This window comes from Algibacter sp. L3A6 (assembly GCF_009796825.1).
Taxonomy (GTDB): Bacteria; Bacteroidota; Bacteroidia; order Flavobacteriales; family Flavobacteriaceae; genus Algibacter.
Genome location: NZ_CP047030.1, coordinates 1,908,144 through 1,932,520 on the forward strand (window position 1 = coordinate 1,908,144; position 24,377 = coordinate 1,932,520).

The 24,377-nt window shown below is 34.4% G+C and carries 17 protein-coding genes; all 17 read left to right on the forward strand.

The genetic code is table 11. The features are described 5' to 3' along the window. Positions 1-16 precede the first annotated feature (16 nt). The 17 genes from nrfD to GQR98_RS08065 all read left to right on the forward strand — a co-directional run bounded on the left by nrfD (position 17) and on the right by GQR98_RS08065 (position 24,328). Positions 17-1,474 carry an NrfD/PsrC family molybdoenzyme membrane anchor subunit gene (nrfD, locus tag GQR98_RS07985; RefSeq protein WP_042504711.1) on the forward strand — a complete coding sequence of 486 codons (1,458 nt, stop codon included), beginning with the start codon at positions 17-19 and terminating at the stop codon, positions 1,472-1,474. A gap of 3 nt (positions 1,475-1,477) precedes the next feature. Then, entirely contained in the window at positions 1,478-2,008 is a 531-nt protein-coding gene (locus tag GQR98_RS07990) for a DUF3341 domain-containing protein (RefSeq protein WP_159019059.1), read from the forward strand. 8 nt (positions 2,009-2,016) lie between these two features. Next, the gene (locus GQR98_RS07995; RefSeq protein ID WP_199270279.1) at positions 2,017-2,568 is read left to right on the forward strand and encodes a c-type cytochrome; all 552 of its coding nucleotides are present in this window, start codon (positions 2,017-2,019) and stop codon (positions 2,566-2,568) included. Between the two features lie 22 nt (positions 2,569-2,590). Beyond that, positions 2,591-3,976, forward strand: coding sequence for a quinol:cytochrome C oxidoreductase (locus GQR98_RS08000; protein WP_159019060.1), 1,386 nt, complete (start codon positions 2,591-2,593; stop codon positions 3,974-3,976). Positions 3,977-4,006: 30 nt separating this feature from the next. Continuing rightward, on the forward strand, positions 4,007-5,074 hold the full coding sequence (locus GQR98_RS08005) for a cytochrome c oxidase subunit II (RefSeq protein ID WP_159019061.1): 1,068 nt from the start codon (positions 4,007-4,009) through the stop codon (positions 5,072-5,074). A gap of 27 nt (positions 5,075-5,101) precedes the next feature. Next, positions 5,102-6,895, forward strand: a complete 1,794-nt coding sequence (locus GQR98_RS08010) for a cbb3-type cytochrome c oxidase subunit I (RefSeq protein WP_042497561.1) — start codon at positions 5,102-5,104, stop codon at positions 6,893-6,895. A gap of 148 nt (positions 6,896-7,043) precedes the next feature. Then, complete coding sequence (gene ruvB / locus GQR98_RS08015) at positions 7,044-8,066, forward strand: Holliday junction branch migration DNA helicase RuvB (protein ID WP_159019062.1); 1,023 nt, start codon at positions 7,044-7,046, stop codon at positions 8,064-8,066. Between the two features lie 8 nt (positions 8,067-8,074). Next, positions 8,075-8,995 carry a tRNA epoxyqueuosine(34) reductase QueG gene (queG, locus tag GQR98_RS08020; RefSeq protein ID WP_159019063.1) on the forward strand — a complete coding sequence of 307 codons (921 nt, stop codon included), beginning with the start codon at positions 8,075-8,077 and terminating at the stop codon, positions 8,993-8,995. Positions 8,996-9,157: 162 nt separating this feature from the next. After that, positions 9,158-10,360, forward strand: a complete 1,203-nt coding sequence (locus GQR98_RS08025) for a sensor histidine kinase (protein WP_159019064.1) — start codon at positions 9,158-9,160, stop codon at positions 10,358-10,360. A gap of 99 nt (positions 10,361-10,459) precedes the next feature. Then, positions 10,460-11,365, forward strand: coding sequence for a hypothetical protein (locus GQR98_RS08030; RefSeq protein WP_159019065.1), 906 nt, complete (start codon positions 10,460-10,462; stop codon positions 11,363-11,365). A gap of 262 nt (positions 11,366-11,627) precedes the next feature. After that, complete coding sequence (locus GQR98_RS08035) at positions 11,628-13,925, forward strand: NADP-dependent malic enzyme (RefSeq protein ID WP_159019066.1); 2,298 nt, start codon at positions 11,628-11,630, stop codon at positions 13,923-13,925. 34 nt (positions 13,926-13,959) lie between these two features. Beyond that, complete coding sequence (ruvA, locus tag GQR98_RS08040) at positions 13,960-14,541, forward strand: Holliday junction branch migration protein RuvA (RefSeq protein WP_042504722.1); 582 nt, start codon at positions 13,960-13,962, stop codon at positions 14,539-14,541. 6 nt (positions 14,542-14,547) lie between these two features. Further along, a complete protein-coding gene (gene sprA, locus GQR98_RS08045) occupies positions 14,548-21,777 on the forward strand; it encodes a cell surface protein SprA (protein WP_410488899.1) in 7,230 nt (2,409 codons plus the stop codon). Between the two features lie 99 nt (positions 21,778-21,876). Beyond that, positions 21,877-22,257: a glycine cleavage system protein GcvH gene (gene gcvH, locus GQR98_RS08050; protein WP_159019067.1), complete on the forward strand. Its 381-nt coding sequence runs from the start codon at positions 21,877-21,879 to the stop codon at positions 22,255-22,257. Then, entirely contained in the window at positions 22,250-22,627 is a 378-nt protein-coding gene (locus GQR98_RS08055) for a VanZ family protein (protein WP_159019068.1), read from the forward strand. Before gcvH ends, GQR98_RS08055 begins: the two co-directional genes overlap by 8 nt. A gap of 61 nt (positions 22,628-22,688) precedes the next feature. After that, positions 22,689-23,408 (forward strand): energy transducer TonB, encoded by a 720-nt coding sequence (locus GQR98_RS08060; protein WP_159019069.1) that lies wholly within the window; start codon positions 22,689-22,691, stop codon positions 23,406-23,408. A 128-nt stretch (positions 23,409-23,536) separates the two neighbouring features. After that, entirely contained in the window at positions 23,537-24,328 is a 792-nt protein-coding gene (locus tag GQR98_RS08065; protein WP_159019070.1) for an energy transducer TonB, read from the forward strand. Positions 24,329-24,377 lie beyond the last annotated feature (49 nt).

A 24,377-nucleotide genomic window follows, 5' to 3' on the forward strand; every position in this document is an offset into this window, starting at 1 on the left:
AATCAATTATATAATTATGGCGTCTCATTACGAAGCACCTATTAGAAGACCTTTAGTTACAGGCGAAAAATCATACCACGATGTTACTGTGGATGTGGCCAAACCTGTAGAAGGAAAAGCGAATAAGCAATGGTGGATAGTTTTTTCTATAGCATTAGCAGCTTTCCTTTGGGGTATAGGATGTATTATTTATACCATTTCAACAGGTATTGGAACTTGGGGTTTGAACAAAACTGTAGGTTGGGCTTGGGATATTACTAACTTCGTTTGGTGGGTTGGTATTGGTCACGCAGGAACACTTATTTCTGCAGTACTATTATTATTCCGTCAAAAATGGAGAATGGCTATTAACCGTTCAGCGGAAGCCATGACAATTTTCTCTGTTGTTCAAGCTGGTTTATTCCCTGTAATTCACATGGGTCGTCCATGGTTGGGATATTGGGTCTTACCTATTCCGAATCAATTTGGTTCACTATGGGTAAACTTTAACTCTCCATTACTTTGGGATGTATTTGCAATCTCAACGTACTTATCAGTATCATTAGTTTTCTGGTGGACAGGTTTACTTCCTGATTTCGCTATGCTAAGAGATCGTGCTGTGAAGCCTTTTCAAAAGAAAATTTATGCTTTATTAAGTTTCGGTTGGTCTGGTCGTGCTAAAGATTGGCAACGTTTTGAAGAAGTATCTTTGGTACTTGCAGGTTTAGCAACTCCATTAGTACTTTCTGTACACACGATTGTATCTTTCGATTTCGCCACATCGGTTATACCAGGATGGCATACCACGATTTTCCCACCATACTTTGTTGCTGGTGCGGTATTCTCTGGATTTGCTATGGTAAACACACTTCTTATCATTATGAGAAAAGTGTGTAATCTTGAAGATTATATTACAGTACAACACATCGAATTAATGAACATTGTAATCATGATTACGGGTTCTATAGTTGGTGTAGCATATATTACGGAGTTATTTATTGCATGGTATTCTGGTGTAGAGTACGAACAATACGCGTTCTTAAACAGAGCAACTGGTCCTTACTGGTGGGCATATTGGGCAATGATGTCTTGTAACGTATTCTCTCCACAGTTTATGTGGTTCAAGAAACTAAGAACAAGTATTATGTTCTCTTTCTTTATATCTATTGTTGTAAACATAGGAATGTGGTTCGAACGTTTTGTAATTATCGTAACATCGTTACATAGAGATTACTTACCTTCATCATGGACAATGTTCTCTCCTACATTTGTTGATATTGGAATATTTGTTGGAACTATTGGATTCTTCTTTGTATTATTCTTATTATATTCAAGAACATTCCCGGTAATTGCACAAGCAGAGGTTAAAACTATTTTGAAATCTTCTGGTGAACGTTACAAAAACATTAGAGAAAGAGGTGATAGTTTAGCAGGTACAGGAGCAGACGCAAGAACGACTGTAGATAAAGTAACTAACAAAAAAAACGAAGCGTAGATAATGGAAGCATCTAAAGTAATTCACGCTATTTATACGGATGATGACGTTTTAATGTCGGCTGTTAAAAAGGTTAGGGCAGAACGATTTCATATCGAAGAAATATATACACCATTTCCAGTTCACGGACTAGACAAAGCGATGGGTTTAGCACCTACTCGTATTGCTATTACGGCGTTCATTTATGGTTTAATAGGTTTAACTGTAGCAACTGTTATGATGAATTTCATAATGATTGAAGACTGGCCTCAAAACATCGGTGGTAAACCTAGTTTTAGCTATATTGAAAACATGCCTGCTTTCGTTCCAATTATGTTCGAACTTACGGTATTTTTCTCGGCTCACTTAATGGTTCTTACTTTTTACTTAAGAAGTAGAATGTGGCCATTTAAAAATGCTGAAAATCCAGATCCAAGAACAACGGATGATCATTTCTTAATGGAAATTGCTGTTAATGGAAACGAAAAGGAGCTAGAGGAGTTATTAGCAGGAACAGGAGCAGTAGAAATTAATTTAGTTGATAAAGCACATTAATTTAAAGTATGAAAAGCTTAATTAAAATATTAGTAATTGCAGTTGTTTTAGTAGCTGTTTCTTGTAAAAAGGATACAGCACCTAACTACCAGTTTATGCCTAACATGTATGAGTCTGCTGGTTATGAAACTTACGGTGAAGCAGCTTTCAAAGATGGAATAGAGGCTCAAATACCTGCTGAAGGTTCTGTAGCAAGAGGTCATGTGCCTTTTGATATTGAAAACTCTACTGCAGGATATGAATTAGCAAAGGCCACTTTAATGAGTCCGCTTAGCGCTGATGATATTGATACTGAAAGAGGAAAGGAGTTATACAATATTTACTGTGGAATCTGTCACGGGACTAAAGGTAACGGACAAGGAAACTTAGTAAAGCGTGAAAAGATCTTGGGTATTCCAAGTTACGATGACGCTGGTAGAGCTATTACCGCTGGAAGTATTTATCATACTATTTACTATGGTAAGAATGCTATGGGATCGTATGCTAACCAAATAAACGAAGAAGAACGCTGGCAAGTTGTTAGTTATGTTTTAACGTTGAAGGCAGATTTAGAAAAGTAAGATTGATAAGATTATTATAGATATGTACACATTTTCAAATAAATTAAAGACATTCTCTTTCATTCTAATGCTTTTAGGAGCAATAGGCGTTGGTTATGGTTTTTTTACATCTCATTTATCTTTTGAAGAGGTTGAAACCTTACTTGCAGAAGAAGCGCATCACGGTGGTGGTCATGGTGAAGATGTAGCTCATGCGGCACCGGCTCATGATGCACATGCAGAAGAAAACGCTCATGGCGACACAGCTCATGCTAAATCTGGAGAGCATCATGTAGATGCTCATAAAGAACACGTTGAGCACGTACAACATCAAATAGCGAATAGACCTTGGTCGGCGTTATATGTTGCGGCATTTTTCTTTATGATGATAGCTTTAGGTGTTTTAGCATTTTATGCTATTCAGATTGCTGCTCAAGCAGGATGGTCACCAGTGCTATTTAGAGTAATGGAAGGTATTACAGCTTACTTATTACCTGGAGCATTAATTGTTCTTGCAATAGCAGTAGCTTCTGGTACAATAGGGCATTATAATATTTTTATGTGGATGAATCCTGAGGTAACTAACCCAGAAAGTCATCACTACGATAAATTAATTGATGGTAAATCTAGCTGGTTAAATATTGGTTGGTTTGCTGTAAGAGGTTTAATTTTCATTGCAGGATGGAGTTTATATCGTCACTTTGCACGTAAATTTTCTATCGCGCAAGATACAGCCGAAGATAACAGTAACTTTAAAAAGTCTTTCCGTATTTCTGCGGCATTCTTAGTATTCTTTATTTATTCAGAATCTATTATGTCTTGGGATTGGATTATGAGTGTAGATCCACACTGGTTCTCTACTTTATTTGGATGGTATGTATTCGCAAGTATGTTTGTAAGTGGAATTACAGTAATTGCTTTAGTTACTATTTACTTAAAATCTAAAAATTATTTAGAGTTTGTTAATGAAAACCACTTGCATGATGTAGCTAAGTTTATGTTCGCAATTAGTATTTTCTGGACATACTTATGGTTCTCACAGTTCATGCTTATATGGTACTCTAATATACCAGAAGAGGTAACTTACTTCGTAACACGTTTCCAAGATTACCAATTACCTTTCTTAGGAATGGTTGTTATGAACTTTGTATTCCCACTTTTATTATTAATGAACGCTGAATACAAACGTATTCCTTGGTTTGTGGTTATGGCTGGATTGGTTATTTTATTCGGGCATTACGTAGATATTTTTAACATGATCATGCCAGCCACCGTTGGAGATAGATGGTTTATTGGAATTCCTGAAATAGCTTCTGTTTTACTTTTCGCAGGCTTATTCATATTTGTAGTGTTCACTGCTTTAACAAAAGCACCACTATTAGTAAAAGGTTATCCTTTTAGAAAAGAAAGTGAAGATTTTCATTATTAATTAAGATATAAATAAAGACGAACGATACCAATGACTGCTTTATTAACAATTATAGTTTTAGTATTTATTTTAGTTGCCATATGGCAAATGGTTAAAATTTTCGATTTAGCTCAGGCTAAAGGAGAAAACAGTGCTGTTGCCACAGACAAAGACAACACAATGAATGCATATTTAATGATGGGCTTCTTAGCTTTCATTTATATCATTACCATTGTATGTTTTGTTAAATGGGGAGATTTGCCATTAATGTCAAATTCTGCTTCTGCACATGGCCCAATCATTGATAACTTAATGGTTATCTCAATGGTGCTTATTTTCTTTGTACAGACTGTAACTCAGTTTTTACTACATTATTTCGCTTTTAAATATAAAGGTGAAAAAGGTAAGAAAGCATTGTTCTTCGCTGATAATAACAAGTTAGAGTTCATCTGGACTATTATACCTGTAATTGTATTAGCTGGTTTAATTATATACGGTTTAAGTACTTGGATTAACATTACTAGTGTTGACGAAAGTGATGATCCTTTAGTAATTGAATTGTATGCACAACAGTTTAACTGGAAAGCTAGATATTCTGGAGCAGATAATACTTTAGGAAAAGCTAACGTACGTTTAATCGATATTGACCGAGCAAATATTTTAGGTTTAGATGAAGCCGATCCTAATGCGCAAGATGATATCATAACTACAGAATTACACCTACCTGTTGGGAAGCCAGTATTATTCAAAATGCGTTCGCAAGATGTATTACACTCAGCTTATATGCCTCATTTTAGAGCGCAAATGAACTGTGTACCTGGTATGATTACTCAATTTGGATTTACGCCTACAGTAACTACTGTAGATATGCGCCAAACGCAACAAATGCAAGAGAAGGTTACAAATATTAATGAGATAAGAGTTGAGAAAAGTAAAGCGTTAGTTGCTAAAGGTGAAGAGGCTTTAGAACGTTACGAATTTGACTACTTGTTACTTTGTAATAAAATTTGTGGAAAATCGCACTACAATATGCAAATGAAGATTATTGTAGAAACACAAGAAGAATATGATGCTTGGATTAAGGAGCAAAAAGAATTCAAAAACTCTCTAATTAACTAATTAAAAAGATAAAAACGATATAAGATTATGTCAGCACACGCAGATACTCACGCTCACGACGACGACCACGGACATCATCATAAAGAAACGTTTGTAACTAAATATATATTTAGTCAAGACCATAAAATGATCGCTAAGCAGTACCTTGTAACTGGTACGTTTATGGGGATTATTGGAATTCTGATGTCTTTAATGTTTCGTATGCAAATTGCATGGCCAGAAGAGCCTAATGTATTATTTGAAGCGTTATTAGGTAAATGGGCTCCAGGAGGCGTTATGGATGCAGATATTTATTTAGCATTAGTAACTATTCACGGTACCATTATGGTATTCTTTGTACTAACGGCCGGATTAAGTGGTACGTTTAGTAACTTGCTAATTCCATTGCAAATAGGTGCACGTGATATGGCATCTGGTTTCTTAAATATGGTTTCTTATTGGTTATTCTTTTTATCGAGTGTAATCATGGTAATTTCACTATTTGTTGAAGCTGGACCTGCAGCAGCTGGTTGGACAATTTATCCTCCATTAAGTGCTTTACCAATGGCTCAAGGTGGTTCTGGTATGGGAATGACACTTTGGTTAGTTGCCATGGCGATATTCATTGCTTCTTCATTGTTAGGATCTCTTAACTATGTTGTAACGGTTATTAACTTACGTACAAAAGGAATGTCAATGACAAGATTGCCATTAACAATTTGGGCGTTCTTTATTACGGCGGTAATCGGGATTATTTCTTTCCCTGTATTATTATCTGCAGCGTTATTATTGATCATGGATAGAAGTTTTGGAACATCATTCTTCTTATCAGATATATTTATTCAAGGTGAAGTATTACACTATCAAGGTGGATCACCTGTATTATTTGAACATTTATTTTGGTTCTTAGGTCACCCAGAGGTATATATTGTAATTTTACCTGCAATGGGATTAGTATCTGAAATTATGGCGTCTAACTCACGTAAACCTATTTTTGGATACCGTGCCATGATTGCTTCAATTTTAGCTATTGCTTTCCTTTCTACAATTGTATGGGGGCACCATATGTTTATCTCAGGTATGAATCCTTTCTTAGGTTCTGTGTTTACTTTCACAACCTTATTAATTGCAATTCCATCTGCGGTAAAAGCCTTCAACTGGATTACAACTCTATGGAAAGGTAATTTACAGATGAATCCTGCCATGTTATTCTCAATCGGTTTTGTATCAACATTCATCACTGGTGGTTTAACAGGAATTATTTTAGGAGATAGTGCTTTAGATATTAACGTTCACGATACATATTTTGTAGTAGCTCACTTCCACTTAGTAATGGGTATATCTGCTCTTTACGGTATGTTTGCTGGTATCTACCATTGGTACCCTAAAATGTACGGTCGTATGTTAAACAAGAACTTAGGTTATATTCACTTCTGGATAACAGCAGTTTGTGCTTATGGAGTGTTTTTCCCAATGCACTTTATTGGTATGGCAGGTTTACCTCGTCGTTACTATACAAACTCTAACTTCCCGTTATTTGATGATTTAGCTAATGTTAACGTTATCATTACTATTTTCGCTTTAGTTGGTGGTGTTGTTCAGTTAATTTACTTATACAACTTCTTCGCAAGTATGTACTATGGTAAGAAAGCAACACAAAATCCATGGAGATCTACAACTTTAGAATGGACTACTCCTGTAGAGCATATCCACGGTAACTGGCCAGGTGAGATTCCTCACGTACACCGTTGGGCTTACGATTACAGTAAACCAGGTCACGATGTAGATTTTGTACCTCAAGATGTTCCTTTAATGGAAGGTGAAGAGGAATTACAACACTAATAATTTTGGCCTTATTAAAAGGCATCTCGTAAAAGAGAAATTGATATAAATAAAAGCCTTTCCATTTTGGAGAGGCTTTTTATTTATATTTGCTATATAGTTTAATCATGTTTGAATGCTTTAAGTAGCTTTAAAATATATTTGTTTAATGAATGAAAATTTAGATCCTAGCGACGAGCATTTTTCACCTGAAGAATTAGATGTTGAAAAACAATTAAGACCCCTATCATTTGATGATTTTACGGGGCAGGATCAGGTTTTAGAAAATCTTCAAATATTTGTTCAAGCAGCAAATCAACGAGGTGAAGCTCTAGACCATGCTTTATTTCATGGACCTCCAGGACTTGGTAAAACAACCTTAGCAAATATTTTAGCTAATGAATTAAACGTTGGCATTAAAATCACTTCAGGTCCCGTATTAGATAAACCAGGGGATTTGGCTGGATTACTTACTAATCTAGACGAACGTGATGTTTTATTTATAGATGAAATTCATAGGTTAAGCCCAATAGTTGAGGAGTATTTGTACTCGGCTATGGAAGATTACAAAATTGATATCATGATTGAAACTGGGCCTAATGCGCGCTCTGTTCAAATTAACCTAAACCCATTTACTTTGGTTGGTGCTACAACGCGCTCAGGGCTTCTTACAGCACCTATGAGAGCACGTTTTGGTATACAAAGTAGACTACAGTATTATAAAACAGACTTACTTACCAATATAGTACAACGAAGTGCTACCATTTTAGACGTTCCGATCTCCATTGAGGCTGCCATTGAAATAGCAGGTCGTAGTCGTGGTACCCCTAGAATTGCTAACGCATTGTTACGTCGTGTTCGAGATTTTGCTCAGATAAAGGGTAATGGTAGAATAGATATCACCATAGCTAAATATGCTTTGGAAGCATTGCATGTGGATGCACATGGTCTAGATGAAATGGATAATAAAATACTTACTACCATTATTGATAAATTTAAAGGTGGCCCAGTTGGAATATCTACAATTGCAACGGCAGTAAGTGAAAGTTCTGAAACTATTGAAGAAGTTTATGAACCTTTTCTAATTCAGCAAGGTTTTATTATGCGTACACCTCGTGGTAGAGAAGTTACAGAACAAGCTTATAAACATTTAGGTCGTGTAAAAGGCCCAACTCAAGGCGGACTTTTTTAAGAAATAACGTGAACAAAGAAGATTATACCCTTTTAATTAAAACCGAAGCCAAACGCCTCGGTTTTTTGTCTTGTGGTATAAGCAAAGCTCAATTTTTAGAAGAAGAAGCGCCACGTTTAGAAAACTATCTGAACAAAAACATGAATGGGCAAATGCGCTACATGGAAAATCACTTTGATAAGCGCTTAAACCCAACTTTACTCGTAGAAGATTCTAAAAGTGTGGTATCACTATTATTAAATTATTTTCCTTCGGAAGTACAACAAGACTCTAACGCACCTAAATTAAGTAAGTATGCCTACGGACATGATTATCATCATATCATAAAAGATAAATTAAAACACCTGTTACATTTTATTCAAGATGAAATTGGCGAGGTCAGTGGTAGAGCATTTGTAGATTCAGCACCTGTTTTAGATAAGGCATGGGCGGCTAAGTCGGGTTTAGGTTGGGTAGGTAAGCACAGTAATTTAATAACGCAGCAAGTTGGCTCGTTCTATTTTATAGCCGAACTTATTATTGATTTAGAGTTGGAATACGATTCTGTCACTACCGACCATTGTGGTAGTTGCACAGCCTGTATTGATGCTTGCCCTACAGAAGCAATTGTAGAACCTTATGTTGTAGATGGGAGTAAGTGTATTTCTTATTTAACTATTGAGTTAAAGGAAAACCTTCCAAGTTCATTTAAAGGGAAAATGGACGATTGGATGTTTGGTTGTGATGTTTGTCAAGATGTTTGTCCTTGGAATCGATTTTCTAAAGCACATAGTGAGCCGCTATTCAATCCGCATCCCGAATTACTTTCAATGACTAAAAAAGATTGGGAAGAAATTACTGAAGATACTTTCAAAAAAGTGTTTCAGAAATCGGCGGTTAAACGTACTAAATTTACTGGTTTAAAAAGAAATATCAATTTTTTAAAGTAACTTTTTAGCAATAGATAACTCTCACTAATTATGCGTTTTAAGATTTATTCACTAAAGAATTTTAATTACATTGGAGATAGTTTTGTAGTTAAATTTAACAAATTATTGTGGGATTATTTCATCAATATAAAGTAATTTGCTATAATATTAAATTTAATTATTATGGTTACCCCAGATATACCAGAAAATGAAGCTGAAAGGCTTAAAAACCTAGAGTCTTATAATATACTAGATACGCTTCCAGAAACAGATTATGATAATATTACGGCCATTGCTGCCGAAATATGCGGTACCCCAATTGCTTTAATTAGTCTATTGGATAATAAACGCCAATGGTTTAAATCGCACCATGGTGTAGATACTACCGAAACTCCTAAAGAACAGTCTTTCTGTGCTCACGCTATAAATAATACCGATGGTGTTTTTATTGTTCCCGATACCCGAGAAGATTTCCGTTTTCATGATAACCCTTTAGTAACTGGGGATTCTAATGCTATTTTCTATGCAGGTGCGCAACTTACAAGTAAAAACGGATTACCATTAGGTACTTTGTGCGTTATGGACCATAAACCAAATGTTTTAAATGAAGGTCAAATAAAGTCTTTGTCTGCGCTTTCAAATCAGGTGATGAATTTGTTAGAACTCCGTAAAAACAAATTTTTATTAGAGAAAACACTAACGGATTTAGAAGAGAAAAATCATGAATTAGAGCGTTTCGCATACATTGCAGCTCACGATTTAAAATCACCTTTAATCAACATTTCTAGTTTAGCAGAAATATTTATTGAAGATTATAAGCTAAATATTGATGCAGAAGGTTTAAAACTTTTAGAGTTAATTATAAGTTCTGCAGATAGTCTTCGGGATTTAGTTGATGGATTGCTTAGCTATAGTAAAAGTGACGGGCTTTTAAAAGAAGGTAAATTGACTATTAATTTACAGGAATTAATTACTGAAATTGCTCAACTATTTAATTCAGATCACCATGTGAAAATGGTTTTAAAGTCATCTTTAGAGTCTGTGCATGTTAATAAAACAGCTATTCATCATATTCTAATGAATTTAGTAAGTAATGCTATTAAGTATAGTGATAAAGATGATGTACTTATTGAAATGAATGTACAGGAAACCAATACACATTATAAGTTTTTTATAAAAGATAATGGACCAGGTATCGACCCTAGTGATCAAACCAAAATATTTAAATTATTTACAAAGGTTGCCGATCAGGATAAATTTGGTCAAGTAGGTCATGGTATAGGTTTAGCTACAGTAAAAAAGATAGTTGAAAAACTAGGTGGAAAAATAAGTGTAACTTCGGAATTAGGACAAGGTGCTACATTTAATTTTTCAATTAAAAAGTAGTAGTAACCTGTAATATTTCCTAAAGAAATAATGTTTTTTTGAAATGTTCGAGATTTAGTCTCGACTAAGATAGATTAATCAATAAAAGAAAATAATACAATGAGAACATCTTATAAACTTCTAGGTTTATTTTTAGTATTAATTATTGTTGCTTGTAAGCAAACAAATAAAGTAGAAGCAGTTACTAACGCAGAGGTTGAAAGTACCGAAGCAAAATATGATATTCCAACCTCTTGGATAGAAAAAAGAGTAGATGCTGCACATAAAAAACTGAATGCTACGGAAGCAGGTAAAGTGCTTTGGAGCGCTATGGAAGCTCATGGCGGGTTAGATAAATGGTTTTCAAACGGATACCTTTCATTTCATTTTAACTACCAACCATTAAATGGTAAAGGTATTAGAGATTCTTATCAAACTATTGATACTTGGAGTAATAAAGCAAGGCATAATAGCATAGAAGATCCGACGTCTATCTATGGTTGGGATGGTGAAGAAGCTTGGTTAAAGGCCAAGGATAGCACTTCGTTTGCTTACGATACTCAGTTTTGGGCTTTAACACCATTATATTTTTCTGGTCAGCCGTTTGTTTTAGATGGTGAAGGTGTAAATCTTGAATTATTACCAGAACAAGAATTTCAAGGGGCAACTCAAAAAGTTTTAAAAGCAACTTACGATGCTGGTATTGGAGCTGCACCAGATGATTATTACATTTTGTATATAAATGCAGAAACAAACTTGGTAGATGCTTTTAAATATATTGTGTCTTATCCGCAATATTTTCCAAACGGAGGGCATGCACCAGAGAAAATTACAGTAACTCAAGGTACCACTACTGTGGATGGTATTGTATTTGCAACTGGATTTAAAACATACTGGTCTACAACAGATAAAGATGGGTTAGGTGAGTATATCACTAAAATAGATGTTAGTGATATTAGTTTTTCTCCAACGGTAGAAGATAATTTCTTTTCTAAACCAGAAGGTGCAGAAGTATTGAATAAATAATTGAACAATAAATAATATTAAAAAGCTTTAGTTGTCACTAGTTGATAATTAAGGCTTTTTTGTTTTTTGTAATCAACTTAAAAGAGGATTAAATAGCAAGAGTAAAATAAAAATCAATTTTTTAAAAGAATAGCAGTTTGCTTGGCAGGATTATTATATTTGTAAGTTAGAAGCAAATCCTTTTAAGTTATTAAAATACTTCGTCTAAAACGGAGGATTTTTAAACCTTAAAAGGCTAACAATAAATAAAATATCCATCTATATGAGTGAAGAAAGCAAGCGTAGAGAAGCCCTTATTTATCACGCAAAACCAACTCCAGGTAAAATAGCAGTTGTTCCAACTAAAAAATATGCCACCCAACGCGATTTATCTTTGGCTTATTCGCCAGGCGTTGCTGCACCATGTCTAGAAATTGAAAAAGATAAAGAAGCAGCTTATAAATATACAGCTAAAGGAAATTTAGTTGCCGTAATATCTAACGGAACGGCCGTTTTAGGATTAGGAAACATTGGTCCTGAAGCCTCGAAACCCGTAATGGAAGGTAAAGGTTTATTATTTAAAATTTTCGCAGATATTGATGTATTCGATATTGAAGTTGATACAGAAGATGTTGATGCTTTTATTGAAACAGTAAAAAATATAGCGCCAACTTTTGGAGGTATTAATCTTGAAGATATAAAAGCTCCTGAGGCTTTTGAAATTGAACGTCGTTTAAAGGAGGAATTAGATATTCCTGTAATGCACGATGATCAGCACGGAACTGCAATTATTTCGGCAGCAGCTTTGTTAAATGCAGTTGAAATTGCAGGTAAAAAGCTAGAAGAAGTTAAAATAGTAATTAGTGGTGCCGGAGCAGCAGCTATTTCATGTTCACGTTTGTACCAAGCTTGTGGTGCAAAGCGCGAAAACATGGTAATGCTAGATAGTAAAGGTGTTATTCGTGATGATAGAGAAGTGCTTTCTGATGAAAAGGCAGAATTTGCAACACACAGAAAAATTGATACTTTACTAGAGGCTATGGAAAATGCCGATGTATTTATCGGTTTATCTATGGCAGATATTGTTACTCCAGAAATGCTATTGGTAATGGCAGAAAACCCGATTGTTTTTGCCATGGCAAATCCTAATCCGGAAATAAAATACCAATTAGCGGTAGATACTAGAAAAGATATTATAATGGCTACAGGTCGTAGCGATCATCCTAACCAAGTTAATAATGTACTTGGTTTTCCTTTTATTTTTAGAGGCGCTTTAGATGTGCGTGCAACTAAAATTAACGAAGCAATGAAAATGGCAGCGGTAAGAGCTTTAGCTAAATTGGCTAAAGAACCAGTGCCAGAACAAGTAAATATTGCTTATGGAGAAACGCGATTAACTTTTGGTAAAAATTATATTATTCCAAAACCATTCGATCCGCGGTTAATTGCAGAAGTACCACCAGCAGTAGCAAAAGCAGCTATGGAAAGTGGTGTAGCAAAACAACCTATTACAGATTGGGAACGTTATAAAGATAGTTTACTACAACGTTTAGGTTCTGATAATAAATTAGTTCGTTTATTATTAAACAGAGCTAAATTAGCGCCAAAACGTATTGTTTTTGCAGAAGCAGATCAATTAGATGTTTTAAAAGCAGCTCAAATTGTATATGATGAAGGTATTGCTATTCCTATTTTATTAGGAAGGAAAGAAACTATTTTATCTTTAATGAAAGATATTGAGTTTGATGCCGATATTTTAATTGTGGATCCAAAAGAAGAAGAAGAAAACGAGCGTAAAAATAAATACGCAAAAGTATATTGGGAGCAACGCAAACGTCGTGGTGTAACGTATTATGCTGCGCAACGTTTAATGCGCGAGCGTAATTATTTTGCTGCCATGATGGTGAACGAAGGTGATGCCGACGGATTAATTTCTGGATATTCTAGAAACTACCCATCTGTTGTAAAACCGATGTTAGAATTAATTGGTTTAGCAAAAGGTATCTCACGTGCTGCAACTACCAACTTAATGATGACTAAACGTGGTCCTTTATTTTTAAGTGATACCTCAATAAACATCGATCCAACCGCGAAAGATTTAGCTAAAATTACTCAAATGACCTCGAAAGTGGTTCAAATGTTTGGTTTAGAGCCTGTAATGGCTATGGTGTCTTATTCTAACTTTGGCTCGTCTGCAAACGATCGAGCTTCAAAAGTAAGAGAGGCTGTTTCCTTTTTGCATAGACATCATCCAGAAATGATTGTTGATGGTGAATTACAAACAGATTTTGCTTTAAACGATGAAATGCTTAGTGAGAAGTTCCCGTTTTCTAAGTTAGTAGGTAAAAAAGTAAACACTTTAATTTTTCCGAATTTAGATTCAGCAAACATTACCTATAAGTTATTAAAAGAATTAAATGAAGCGGAGTCTATAGGGCCGATTATGATGGGAATGCGCAAACCAGTGCATATTCTTCAGCTTGGTGCAAATGTTGACGAGATTGTAAATATGGCTGCAATTGCTGTAATAGACGCTCAGCATAAAGAGAAGTGGGAAGTAGAACATGCCGAGCTAAAATAATTTTATTACATTTGGAAGGGACCAATATCCGGTTATGATAACACACATTCAAGGTAAATTAGTAGAAAAAAACCCAACACATGTTGTAATAGACTGCAACGGTGTTGGTTATATGTTAAATATATCATTACATACATTTTCAAACATACCAGATGCGGAACAATTAAAATTGTTTACGCATCTTCAGGTTAAAGAGGATTCACATACATTGTATGGGTTTTCGTCTGTGGCCGAGCGAGAAATGTTTAGATTGTTATTATCTGTTAGTGGTATTGGAGCAAGTATTGCACGAACCATGTTGTCTTCGTTAACACCAAAGCAGGTGCGCGAAGGTATTGCAACTGGCGATGTGGCACTTATTCAATCTATAAAAGGGATTGGAGCTAAAACAGCACAGCGCGTTATACTCGATTTGAAAGATAAAGTATTGAAAATTTATGATATAGATGAAGTTTCTGTTTCTCAAGGCAATACCAATAAGGATGAAGCGTTATCTGCTTTAGAAGTGCTTGGTTTTGTTAAAAAACAAGCCGAACGTGTTGTGGAAAAAATTGTAATGGCCGAACCCGATGCATCGGTAGAATCTATTATAAAACAAGCTCTAAAAAAATTATAGTACATTTTGAGAAGAACTAACCTCTATTTTTATAAATCAATAAAACACGTGGCTTTTTTATTGGCCATGCTGTGTTTTTCAGTAATATCTTGGGGACAAGAAAAAGAGCAAGATTCTGTAAAAAAAGGGTATCAGCAAGGTGAAATAAAAACATCGAGGCCAAATAGTATTGAGTCTAAATACACTTATGATGCTTTAACTGATAGGTATATTTACACTGAAAAAATAGGGAAGTTCAATATTAATTACCCTGTAATTTTAACACCAAAGGAGTACTATGCTTTGGTGTCAAAACAAAATTTAAGTAGTTATTATAAAGAAAAAGTCGATGCGTTTTCTGGTAAAAAAGAGGGAGCAGACGAAGCTCAAAAAAACCTATTACCAGAGTTTTATGTAAAGTCCGATTTTTTTGAATCTATTTTTGGAGGTAGCACCATAGAGGTTATTCCGCAAGGTTCTGTAGAAATGGATTTGGGTGTTTTATTCTCAAAACAAGATAACCCATCATTTTCACCAAGAAATAGAAGTAATTTTACGTTCGATTTTGATCAACGTATCAGTTTAAGTTTATTAGGAAAAGTGGGAACACGTCTTCAAATAAATGCGAATTATGATACACAATCTACTTTCGATTTTCAAAACCTTATAAAATTAGAGTACACGCCAACTGAGGATGATATTCTTCAAAAAATAGAAGTTGGTAACGTAAGTATGCCATTAAATAGTTCTTTAATAACGGGAGCGCAAAGTTTATTTGGTGTAAAGGCTCAATTGCAATTTGGTAAAACAACTATTACGGGTGTGTTTTCCGAGCAACGTTCTGAATCAAATACTGTCGTAGCTCAAAGTGGAGGAACTCTTGAAGATTTCGAATTGTTTATTAGAGATTACGACGAAAATAGACACTTTTTCTTAGCGCAGTATTTTAGAGATAATTACGATAAAGCTTTAAAAACTTACCCATATTTAGATACAAGAGGTTTACAAATTACTAGAATTGAAGTTTGGATTACTAACAGAAGTAATAGAACAGATAATGTTAGAAATATTGTGGCACTTCAGGATTTAGGTGAAAGTGATAAAGTATATTCTGGAGTTAATGTTTTTGGCGGACCGGGCGCACTTCCTAGAAATAGTAATAATGCATTCGATCCAACTAAAATAACGCAGTCTGGGCCAACATCTCAATTAAACTCTAGTATTAGAGATGTGGCAACCATTAAATCTGGTATAGAAGTATCGGGAACTAATGAAGGTTTCGATTATTCAACTTTAGAAAATGCAAGAAAATTAACTGAAAGTTCGGAATATAATGTAAATACAGAGTTAGGTTATATTTCATTAAATCAACGTTTAAACAGTGATGAAGTATTAGCCGTTGCCTTCCAATATACTATAGGTGGCGAGGTGTATCAGGTTGGTGAATTTGCTAACGATGGTGTTTCTGCTACCGATGTTACTACAAATACAAATGGCGATGTTACTCAGGTTGTAAATAGTAATTTAGTAGTAAAATTATTAAAAAGTAGTATTACCAATGTCGATCTGCCTATCTGGGATTTAATGATGAAAAACATCTACGACACGGGTGCTTATAATTTAAGTTCGGAAGATTTTAAACTGAACATTTTTTATAATGAAGCTTCTCCTCTAAACTACATTACACCAGTTGGAACAACAGATTTTCCTGATCCATTACCTGGAGATAAACCTTTAAATGAACAACCACTTTTACGTGTGTTCAATTTAGATAAATTAAACTACAACAACGATCCACAAACAAGTGGTGATGGTTTTTTTGACTTTGTTGAAGGTATTACGGTACTATCGCAAAACGGACAAATTATTTTTCCGAATGCAGAACCTTTTGGAGAATATTTATTTGATGTTTTAGGTGGTGGTGATTATGAAAATGACGGATCATACAACGAAAATCAAGAAAAATATGTTTATGATGTGCTGTATAAAAGTACAAAAACAAAAGCTTTAGACGAAAACGAAAAGAATAAATTCAAACTAAAAGGACGTTATAAATCATCGGGTGGCGATGGCATTTCTATTGGTGGTTTTAATCTTTCACCAGGATCTGTGAGAGTTACTGCTGGCGGACGTGTTTTGGTTGAAGGTATAGATTATACTGTAAATTATCAGTTAGGTCAGGTTCAAATTTTAGATGAATCTTTAAAAGCTTCGAATACACCAATTGAAGTTTCAACAGAAAATAATGCTGTTTTTGGTCAGCAAACTAAACGTTTTACAGGTATAAATGTAGAGCATAAGTTTAATGAGAATTTTGTTTTAGGCGGAACATTTTTAAACTTAAATGAACGACCAATTACTCAAAAAGCAAATTATGGTACCGAGCCTATAAACAATACTATTATTGGTTTTAATGGAAATTACGCTACAAAGGTTCCATTTTTAACACGTTTGGTTAATAAGTTGCCAAATATAGATACCGATGCCGAATCTAACTTTTCTGTCCGTGGTGAAGTTGCTTATTTACTACCAGGTTCTCCTAGCGGAACGGACTTAAATGGTGAAGCAACATCCTATATAGACGATTTTGAAGGATCGCAAAATTCAATAGATTTACGTTCGCAACAATCTTGGTTTTTATCTAGTAGACCTGTTGGTTTAAATACGCCTACTAATGGGAATGAGGATGATAATGGTATCCAAAATGGTTATCAACGTGCCATGTTAAACTGGTATTCTATAGATCCTGTCTTTTATACAAGCCAAAGACCAGATGATATTACAGATGAAGATATGTCTAGCCTTTATACAAGTCGTGTTTTTATAAACGAGTTGTTTCCAGATCGAGATTTAGTTCAAGGGCAAAATTCTGTAATTTACACGTTAGATTTAGCATATTATCCACAAGAGCGTGGACCTTATAATTACGATCCTGCTGCTGCCGATGGTATTGATGCTGTAGAAGCTAGAGATAGTTGGGCGGGTATAACACGCCAGTTAACTTCAACAGATTTTGAACAACAAAACGTGGAATATATCGAGTTTTGGTTACAAGATCCTTTTCAAGAAAACCAAACTAATCCAGGAGGTAAACTAGTTTTTAACTTGGGGAATATCTCGGAAGATATTATAAAAGATGGTAGAAAGTTATATGAAAATGGATTGCCTGATGATGGTAATATCGATTTGCTTCAAAAAACAGCTTGGGGAACGGTAGTGCCTCAAAATCAATCTTTAATCTATGCATTCGATTCTACGGGAGATGAGCGTACCAATCAAGATGTTGGTTACGATGGATATCCAGATTCTGGAGAAACACCGGTAATTGCCGACGATCCAGAACTTACCGCAATCTATAATAACTACAGTGGTTTAGATGATCCTGCAAATGATAACTACGAGTATTTTTTAAACGCCGAAGGAGATATTTTTGATCGTTATAAAAAATATAATGGGGTTGAAGGCAACACACCAGACACATTTAGTGATACCGACCGTGGTGCTAATACTCAACCTGATGTAGAAGATATTAATCGTGATAATACCATGAACACGATTGATAGTTATTATGAATATGAATTAGATATTCAGCCACAATATTTACCAAAATCAAGTGCGGAATTTGATAATATTTCAGATGCCAATCCTTTAAAAGAATATTTAAGAGATTTTAAAGATCAACCTAGAACGTTGCCAAACGGAGAAAGTGTTAATGTAAGATGGTACCAAATTAGAATTCCTGTTGAAGGGAATGATAGAGTTGCTGTTGGAGGTATTAGTGATTTACGTTCGGTACGTTTTTCAAGAATATATCTAAAAGATTTTGTTCAACCTACTATTTTTCGTTTTGGAACTTTAGATCTAGTTAGAAGTGATTGGCGTCGATACGCACAGACTTTGAACGATGATATACCTTACGATTCGAGTATTGATTTTTCTGTTGAAATTATTGGTACCATTGAAAACGATGGAAGTTATGAGAGACCTCCGGGAATTGAACCAGAAGAACTTTATAATAACAATACGGTAGTTGAGCAAAATGAACAGTCGTTGGTGCTTAAGGCTTGTGGTTTAGAAGCAGAAGACTCTAGAGCAGTTTATAAAAATGTAAGTTTTGATATGCGCCAGTATAAGCGTTTAAGAATGTTTATGCATGCCGATGATGATGACTCTGGCAATTTAGATGATGAAGAGTTAGTTGGATTTATTAGAATGGGTAATGATTTAACAGAGAATTACTATCAAATAGAAATTCCATTACAGGTTTCTCAATCTACTACAAGAGATGGCTTGTGGCCAACAGCTAATGAAATTAATATTCCTATTGAGATTTTAGGGAAAGTTAAAGCTCAAGGGATTTCAGATATGTCTTTGGCTAACGAAGATCCAACATTCTATGATGTTATAGGGGATGATATTCAAATAGTGTCCGATGAATTTAGTGGCTATACACTAGGGCAACATCGTGTAGGTATTAAAGGAAATCCAAATTTTGGAGACATTAGAACCCTTATGGTCGGTGTTAAAAATATTTCTAGTGATAAAGGTGATGTTTGTGGAGCTGTTTGGTTTAACGAAATGCGCTTGTCTGATATGGATAATGAAGGTGGTTGGGCTGCTGTAGTAAGTATGGATACCAACTTTGCAGATTTTGCTAGTATTAGTGCTACAGGAAGTCAAAGCACCTCTGGTTTTGGTGCATTAGAGCAAGGGCCGAGTCAACGTAGTTTAGAAGACGTTAAGCAATACGATGTTGTTACTAATGTTAACGTGGGGCAGTTGTTACCTAAAAAATGGGGTATTCAAATACCATTTAATTACGGGCAAAGTGAAGAATTAATTACGCCAAAATACGATCAATTCTACGAAGATTTAACTTTAGATTCTAGATTAGACGCTGCCGTAACTGAAGTGGATAAAGATAAAATTAAAAAGCAATCTGAAGATTATACCAAACGCCAAAGTATTAATTTAATTGGTGTTCGAAAGAATAGAACAGGTGAAGCAAAGCCACGTTTTTACGATGTAGAGAATGTTACTTTAAATTATTCTTATAATAAAGTAGAACATCGCGATTTCGAAATAGAAAATTCAGTTAGTAAAACAGTGCGTGTTGGTGCAAATTATGCGCATAACTTCAACCCAGTTACTATTCAACCTTTTAAAAAGAACGATTCTTTATTTACCGGAAAATATTGGAAGATTTTAAAAGATTTCAACTTAAACCTGTTGCCTTCTAGTTTTACAATTAATACAGATTTAAATCGTCAGTTTAATAGACAAAAATTTAGAGATGCCGATTTATCGGATGGATCAAATATTGAAATTGAAGAATTGTTTAGAAGAAATTATACTTTCGATTTTCAGTATACTGTAAATTACAATTTAACCGAGTCGCTTCAGTTTAACTTTACAGCTTCTAACAATAACATTGTTCGTAATTATTTTCAAGATAATATTATTAATGGTGAGCAAGATCCAACGCTTGATGTTTGGGATGGTTTTTTAGATTTTGGAGATCCAAACAGGCAAATGCAAAACCTTGGATTAACCTATCAATTACCACTTAATAAAATTCCAGTATTTAGTTTTGTTAATGCTACTTACCAATATACGGGTAACTTTCAATGGCAAAAAGGATCAGATTTATATGGTAGTCTTGAACTAGATGGCGAAACTTACGATTTGGGTAACACCATTCAAAATGCCAATACGCATAATATTAATACATCTTTTGATATGAATAAGTTGTATAAATATATTGGGTTAGTTAAAAAGCCAATTAGACGTGTGCGAACAAGAACAACGGGGCCTCCAACTGGTAAATCGTCTGCAAAAGATAAAAAGCAACCTAAAGTTAAAAGTCAATCGACTACCAAGTTATTAAATGCAGGTATAGATATACTAACATCGGTTAAAAGGGTACAATTTAATTACTCTGAAAATAATGGTACATATTTACCAGGTTACACGCAAACACCTGGTTTCTTAGGGACACTTAAACCTACTTTTGGTTATACTTTTGGTAGCCAAGCTGACATTAGAAGTTTAGCGGCAAGAAACGGTTGGCTTACGGTTTATCAAGATTTTAATCAACAATTTACATCTACTAATACGAAACAGTTAGATGTTTCTGCAAGTTTAGAGCCTGTAAAGGATTTAAAAATTGATATTGTAGGTAATAGAACTTATTATAAAAACTTCACCGAAAATTATAGAGTAGATGTTAATAACGATAACCAATACATTGGGTTAACACCAAACACATTTGGGAATTTTAATATATCTACACTTTTAATTAAAACAGCTTTTAGTAAAAGTGATGAAACAGTATCCGATGCTTTTAACGATTTTAGAAGTAACCGACTTATTATTGCGCGCCGTTTAGCGGCTCAAAATGGAGCAGATGTAAACGATTTAGATGACGAAGGTTATCCAAAAGGTTTTGGTAAAAATAGTCAAAACGTATTGCTGCCAGCATTTTTAGCGGCATATGCAGGTACAGATGCAAGCAAAGTAAACATGAGCGCTTTTAGAGATGTTCCAATACCTAACTGGGATTTAAAATATTCTGGTTTCATGAAAATGGCATGGTTTAAAAAGCGTTTTAAACGTTTTTCATTAACACATGGTTACCGCTCTACATATACTATTAACCAGTTTCAGACTAATTTAGATTATAATGAAGTAGATTTCTCTCTGCCTTATGATGATCAGCCAGATGATACTAAAGATCAGTCTGGGAATTATAAAAGCGAGCGTTTGTTTAGTAATATAAACCTAACGGAAATGTTTAGCCCTTTAGTAAGAATAGATATGGAAATGAAAAACTCTGTAAAAATTCTAGCTGAAATTAAAAAGGACCGTTTGATATCCTTAAGTTTCGATAATAATTTAATGACGGAGATTATTGGTAACGAATTCATTTTAGGTTTAGGGTATAGAATTAAAGATTTAAGAATTAGATCGAATCTAGCTGGACCGCAAAAACGTATTGTTAGCGATTTAAACATGAAAGCAGATATATCTATTCGTGATAATAAAACAATTATTCGTTATTTAGATTTAGAAAATAATCAAGTTACTTCGGGTCAAACCATTTGGGGATTAAAATATTCGGCCGATTATGCCTTCAGTAAAAACCTAACGGGTATCTTTTATTTCGATTATTCATTCTCTGAATACGCTATTTCTACTGCGTTTCCATTAACAACTATTCGTTCTGGTTTTACCATTAGATATAATTTTGGGAATTAACAACTAATCTATTTGAAAATCAATATTGAATAAATACATTTGTGAAAACTTATAAAGATTAGTTTTGCATATTAATCGTATTTAATAAATAAAAATAAAATGAATATTCCATCAGAATTAAAGTACACAAAAGACCACGAGTGGATAAAGGTTGACGGCGATGTTGTGACAATTGGTATTACCGATTTTGCACAAAGTGAGCTAGGCGATATTGTTTATGTTGAAGTAGAAACTCTTGACGAAACTTTAGAAGCTGAAGAAGTTTTTGGAACGGTAGAAGCTGTAAAAACAGTTTCAGATTTATTTTTACCAGTTTCAGGTGAAATTATAGAGTTTAATGAAGCTTTAGAAGATGAACCAGAAAATGTAAATACAGATCCTTATGGAGCTGGATGGATGATTAAAGTAAAATGTTCTGATGTTTCTCAAATCGATGGGTTAATGTCTGCAGACGATTATAAAGCATTAATTGGTGCTTAAAAAATCGGCAATAGTCTTAGCGGTATTATATACTGTTGCTTTGGCAGCAGCTTGTTTAATGTCTCTTAAAGATATGCCAAAAGTAAATGTTTCGAATGGAGATAAAATTTTCCATTTTGGAGCTTATGTAGTTTTTACTATTTTGTGGTATGCTGCTTTTATTTTCAACTTTAAGTTGGAAAAAATGAAAGCTTTATTATATGCAACTGTATTTGCTGTTGTTTTTGGTATAGTTATTGAGGTATTACAAGATACTATGACTGACTATCGCGCCATGGATATCTATGATGTAGTAGCAAACTCCTTGGGAGCATTACTCACAGCTTTGATATTGTGGCGAATAAACAAATTACAAGTTAAAAAGCAATAAAGACTTGTTTTTTTGACAAATAAATAGTTATTTTAGCAATCTTGATAAACTAATTAAATTTATGGAACCTAAAAAAAATCCTAAAGCAAATGTTGGACGTAATAGTTCACTGTATTTTGCAATCGGCTTAGCGTTAATGTTATTCTTAACGAACTATGCTATTAATTTCAAAACTTATGATGACGTAATTACCGATATAGGAGTGGTAAGTATGGACGAAATAGAAGAGGAAGAAATTCCAATTACTAATCTAATGCAAACGCCTCCACCACCGCCACCGCCACCAGCAGCTCCAGATGTTATCGAGATTGTTGAAGATGAAGTGGAAATCGAAGAAACTATTATAGAATCTACAGAGGTTGATCAAGAAACAGAAATTGTTGAGGTTGAAGAAATAGAAGTTGCAGAGGTTGATGAAGATATCGAAGTACCTTTTGCTGTTATTGAAAACGTGCCTGTTTTTCCAGGTTGCGAAAAAGGTAACAACGCAGCTAAAAAAGCTTGTATGTCTGAAAAAATTCAAAAATTCGTTACTAAAAAGTTCAATACTGAATTAGCTAGTGAATTAGGTTTATCAGGAAGACAACGTATCAACGTAATCTTCAAAATCGACAAAACAGGAAATGTTGTTGGAGTTCGCTCAAGAGCACCACACCCAGGTTTAGAAAAAGAAGCAGCACGTGTTATTAACATGTTGCCTAAAATGAAACCAGGTATGCAACGTGGAAAAGCAGTAACAGTACCTTACTCTTTACCTATTGTATTCCAAGTTCAAGATTAAATTTCTTTGTAGCTGTTAAACAACAGCACAATAAATATAAAATCCCGTTACATTTCTGTAGCGGGATTTCTTTTTTGGTATGCTTATTGCAACTTTATCATAATATTAACATTTAAATTTTAATAATTATGAGTAATCCAAAGAAAACTCACGAACTCATTCGGCAAAATGAGCAAATCGTGAAAAAATCGCAAAAGCATGATGCAAATTTACAAAAAAACTCTACGCTTTACTTTCAGGTGGGCTTAATCATCTGTTTATTTATGGTGTATGGTCTTCTTGAAATGAAGTTTGAGTCGGAAATTCCCAAAGAAAGTAGTTTCAATTTTGATCCCGAACCTGAGGAGATTCGAATTGAAAACTTCAAAATTTATGTCGAACCAGTAAGAGAGGTTCAACCAGAACCTAAAAAATCGACTAAATTAATTGATAAGGTAGAAGAAATTGATAATGATGCGCCGCTTGAAGAAGCTATGAATATTAAAACGGCCGATCAGAACACAACGTCTAAACCTATTGCTATTGGAGATATTATAGTTGAAGGTCCACCAGTTGATCAGCCTCCAGTAGATTTTGTTAGCGTTGAAGAAGTGCCTGTTTATCCGGGATGCGAAAACAAAAAAACAAACTTAGATAAACGTAAATGTATGTCTGAGAAAATAACAAAGTTGGTTCAGAGAAAATTTGATACTAATTTAGGTAGCGAGCTTGGTTTGTCTGGAAAACAAGTGATTAGAACTCAGTTTAAAATTGATAAAACAGGCCATGTTACCGATATTAAAACTCGAGGAACTCATCCTGATTTAGAGAAAGAAGCAGAACGTGTTATTAATAACATTCCGGAAATGACACCGGGAAAGCAACGTGACAAAAATGTAGGTGTTATTTATACCTTACCAATAGTGTTTAGTGTGCAGTAGTAAAATACTCAATAAAATGATCTAAAAGCCGTTAACCTATATAGGTTAA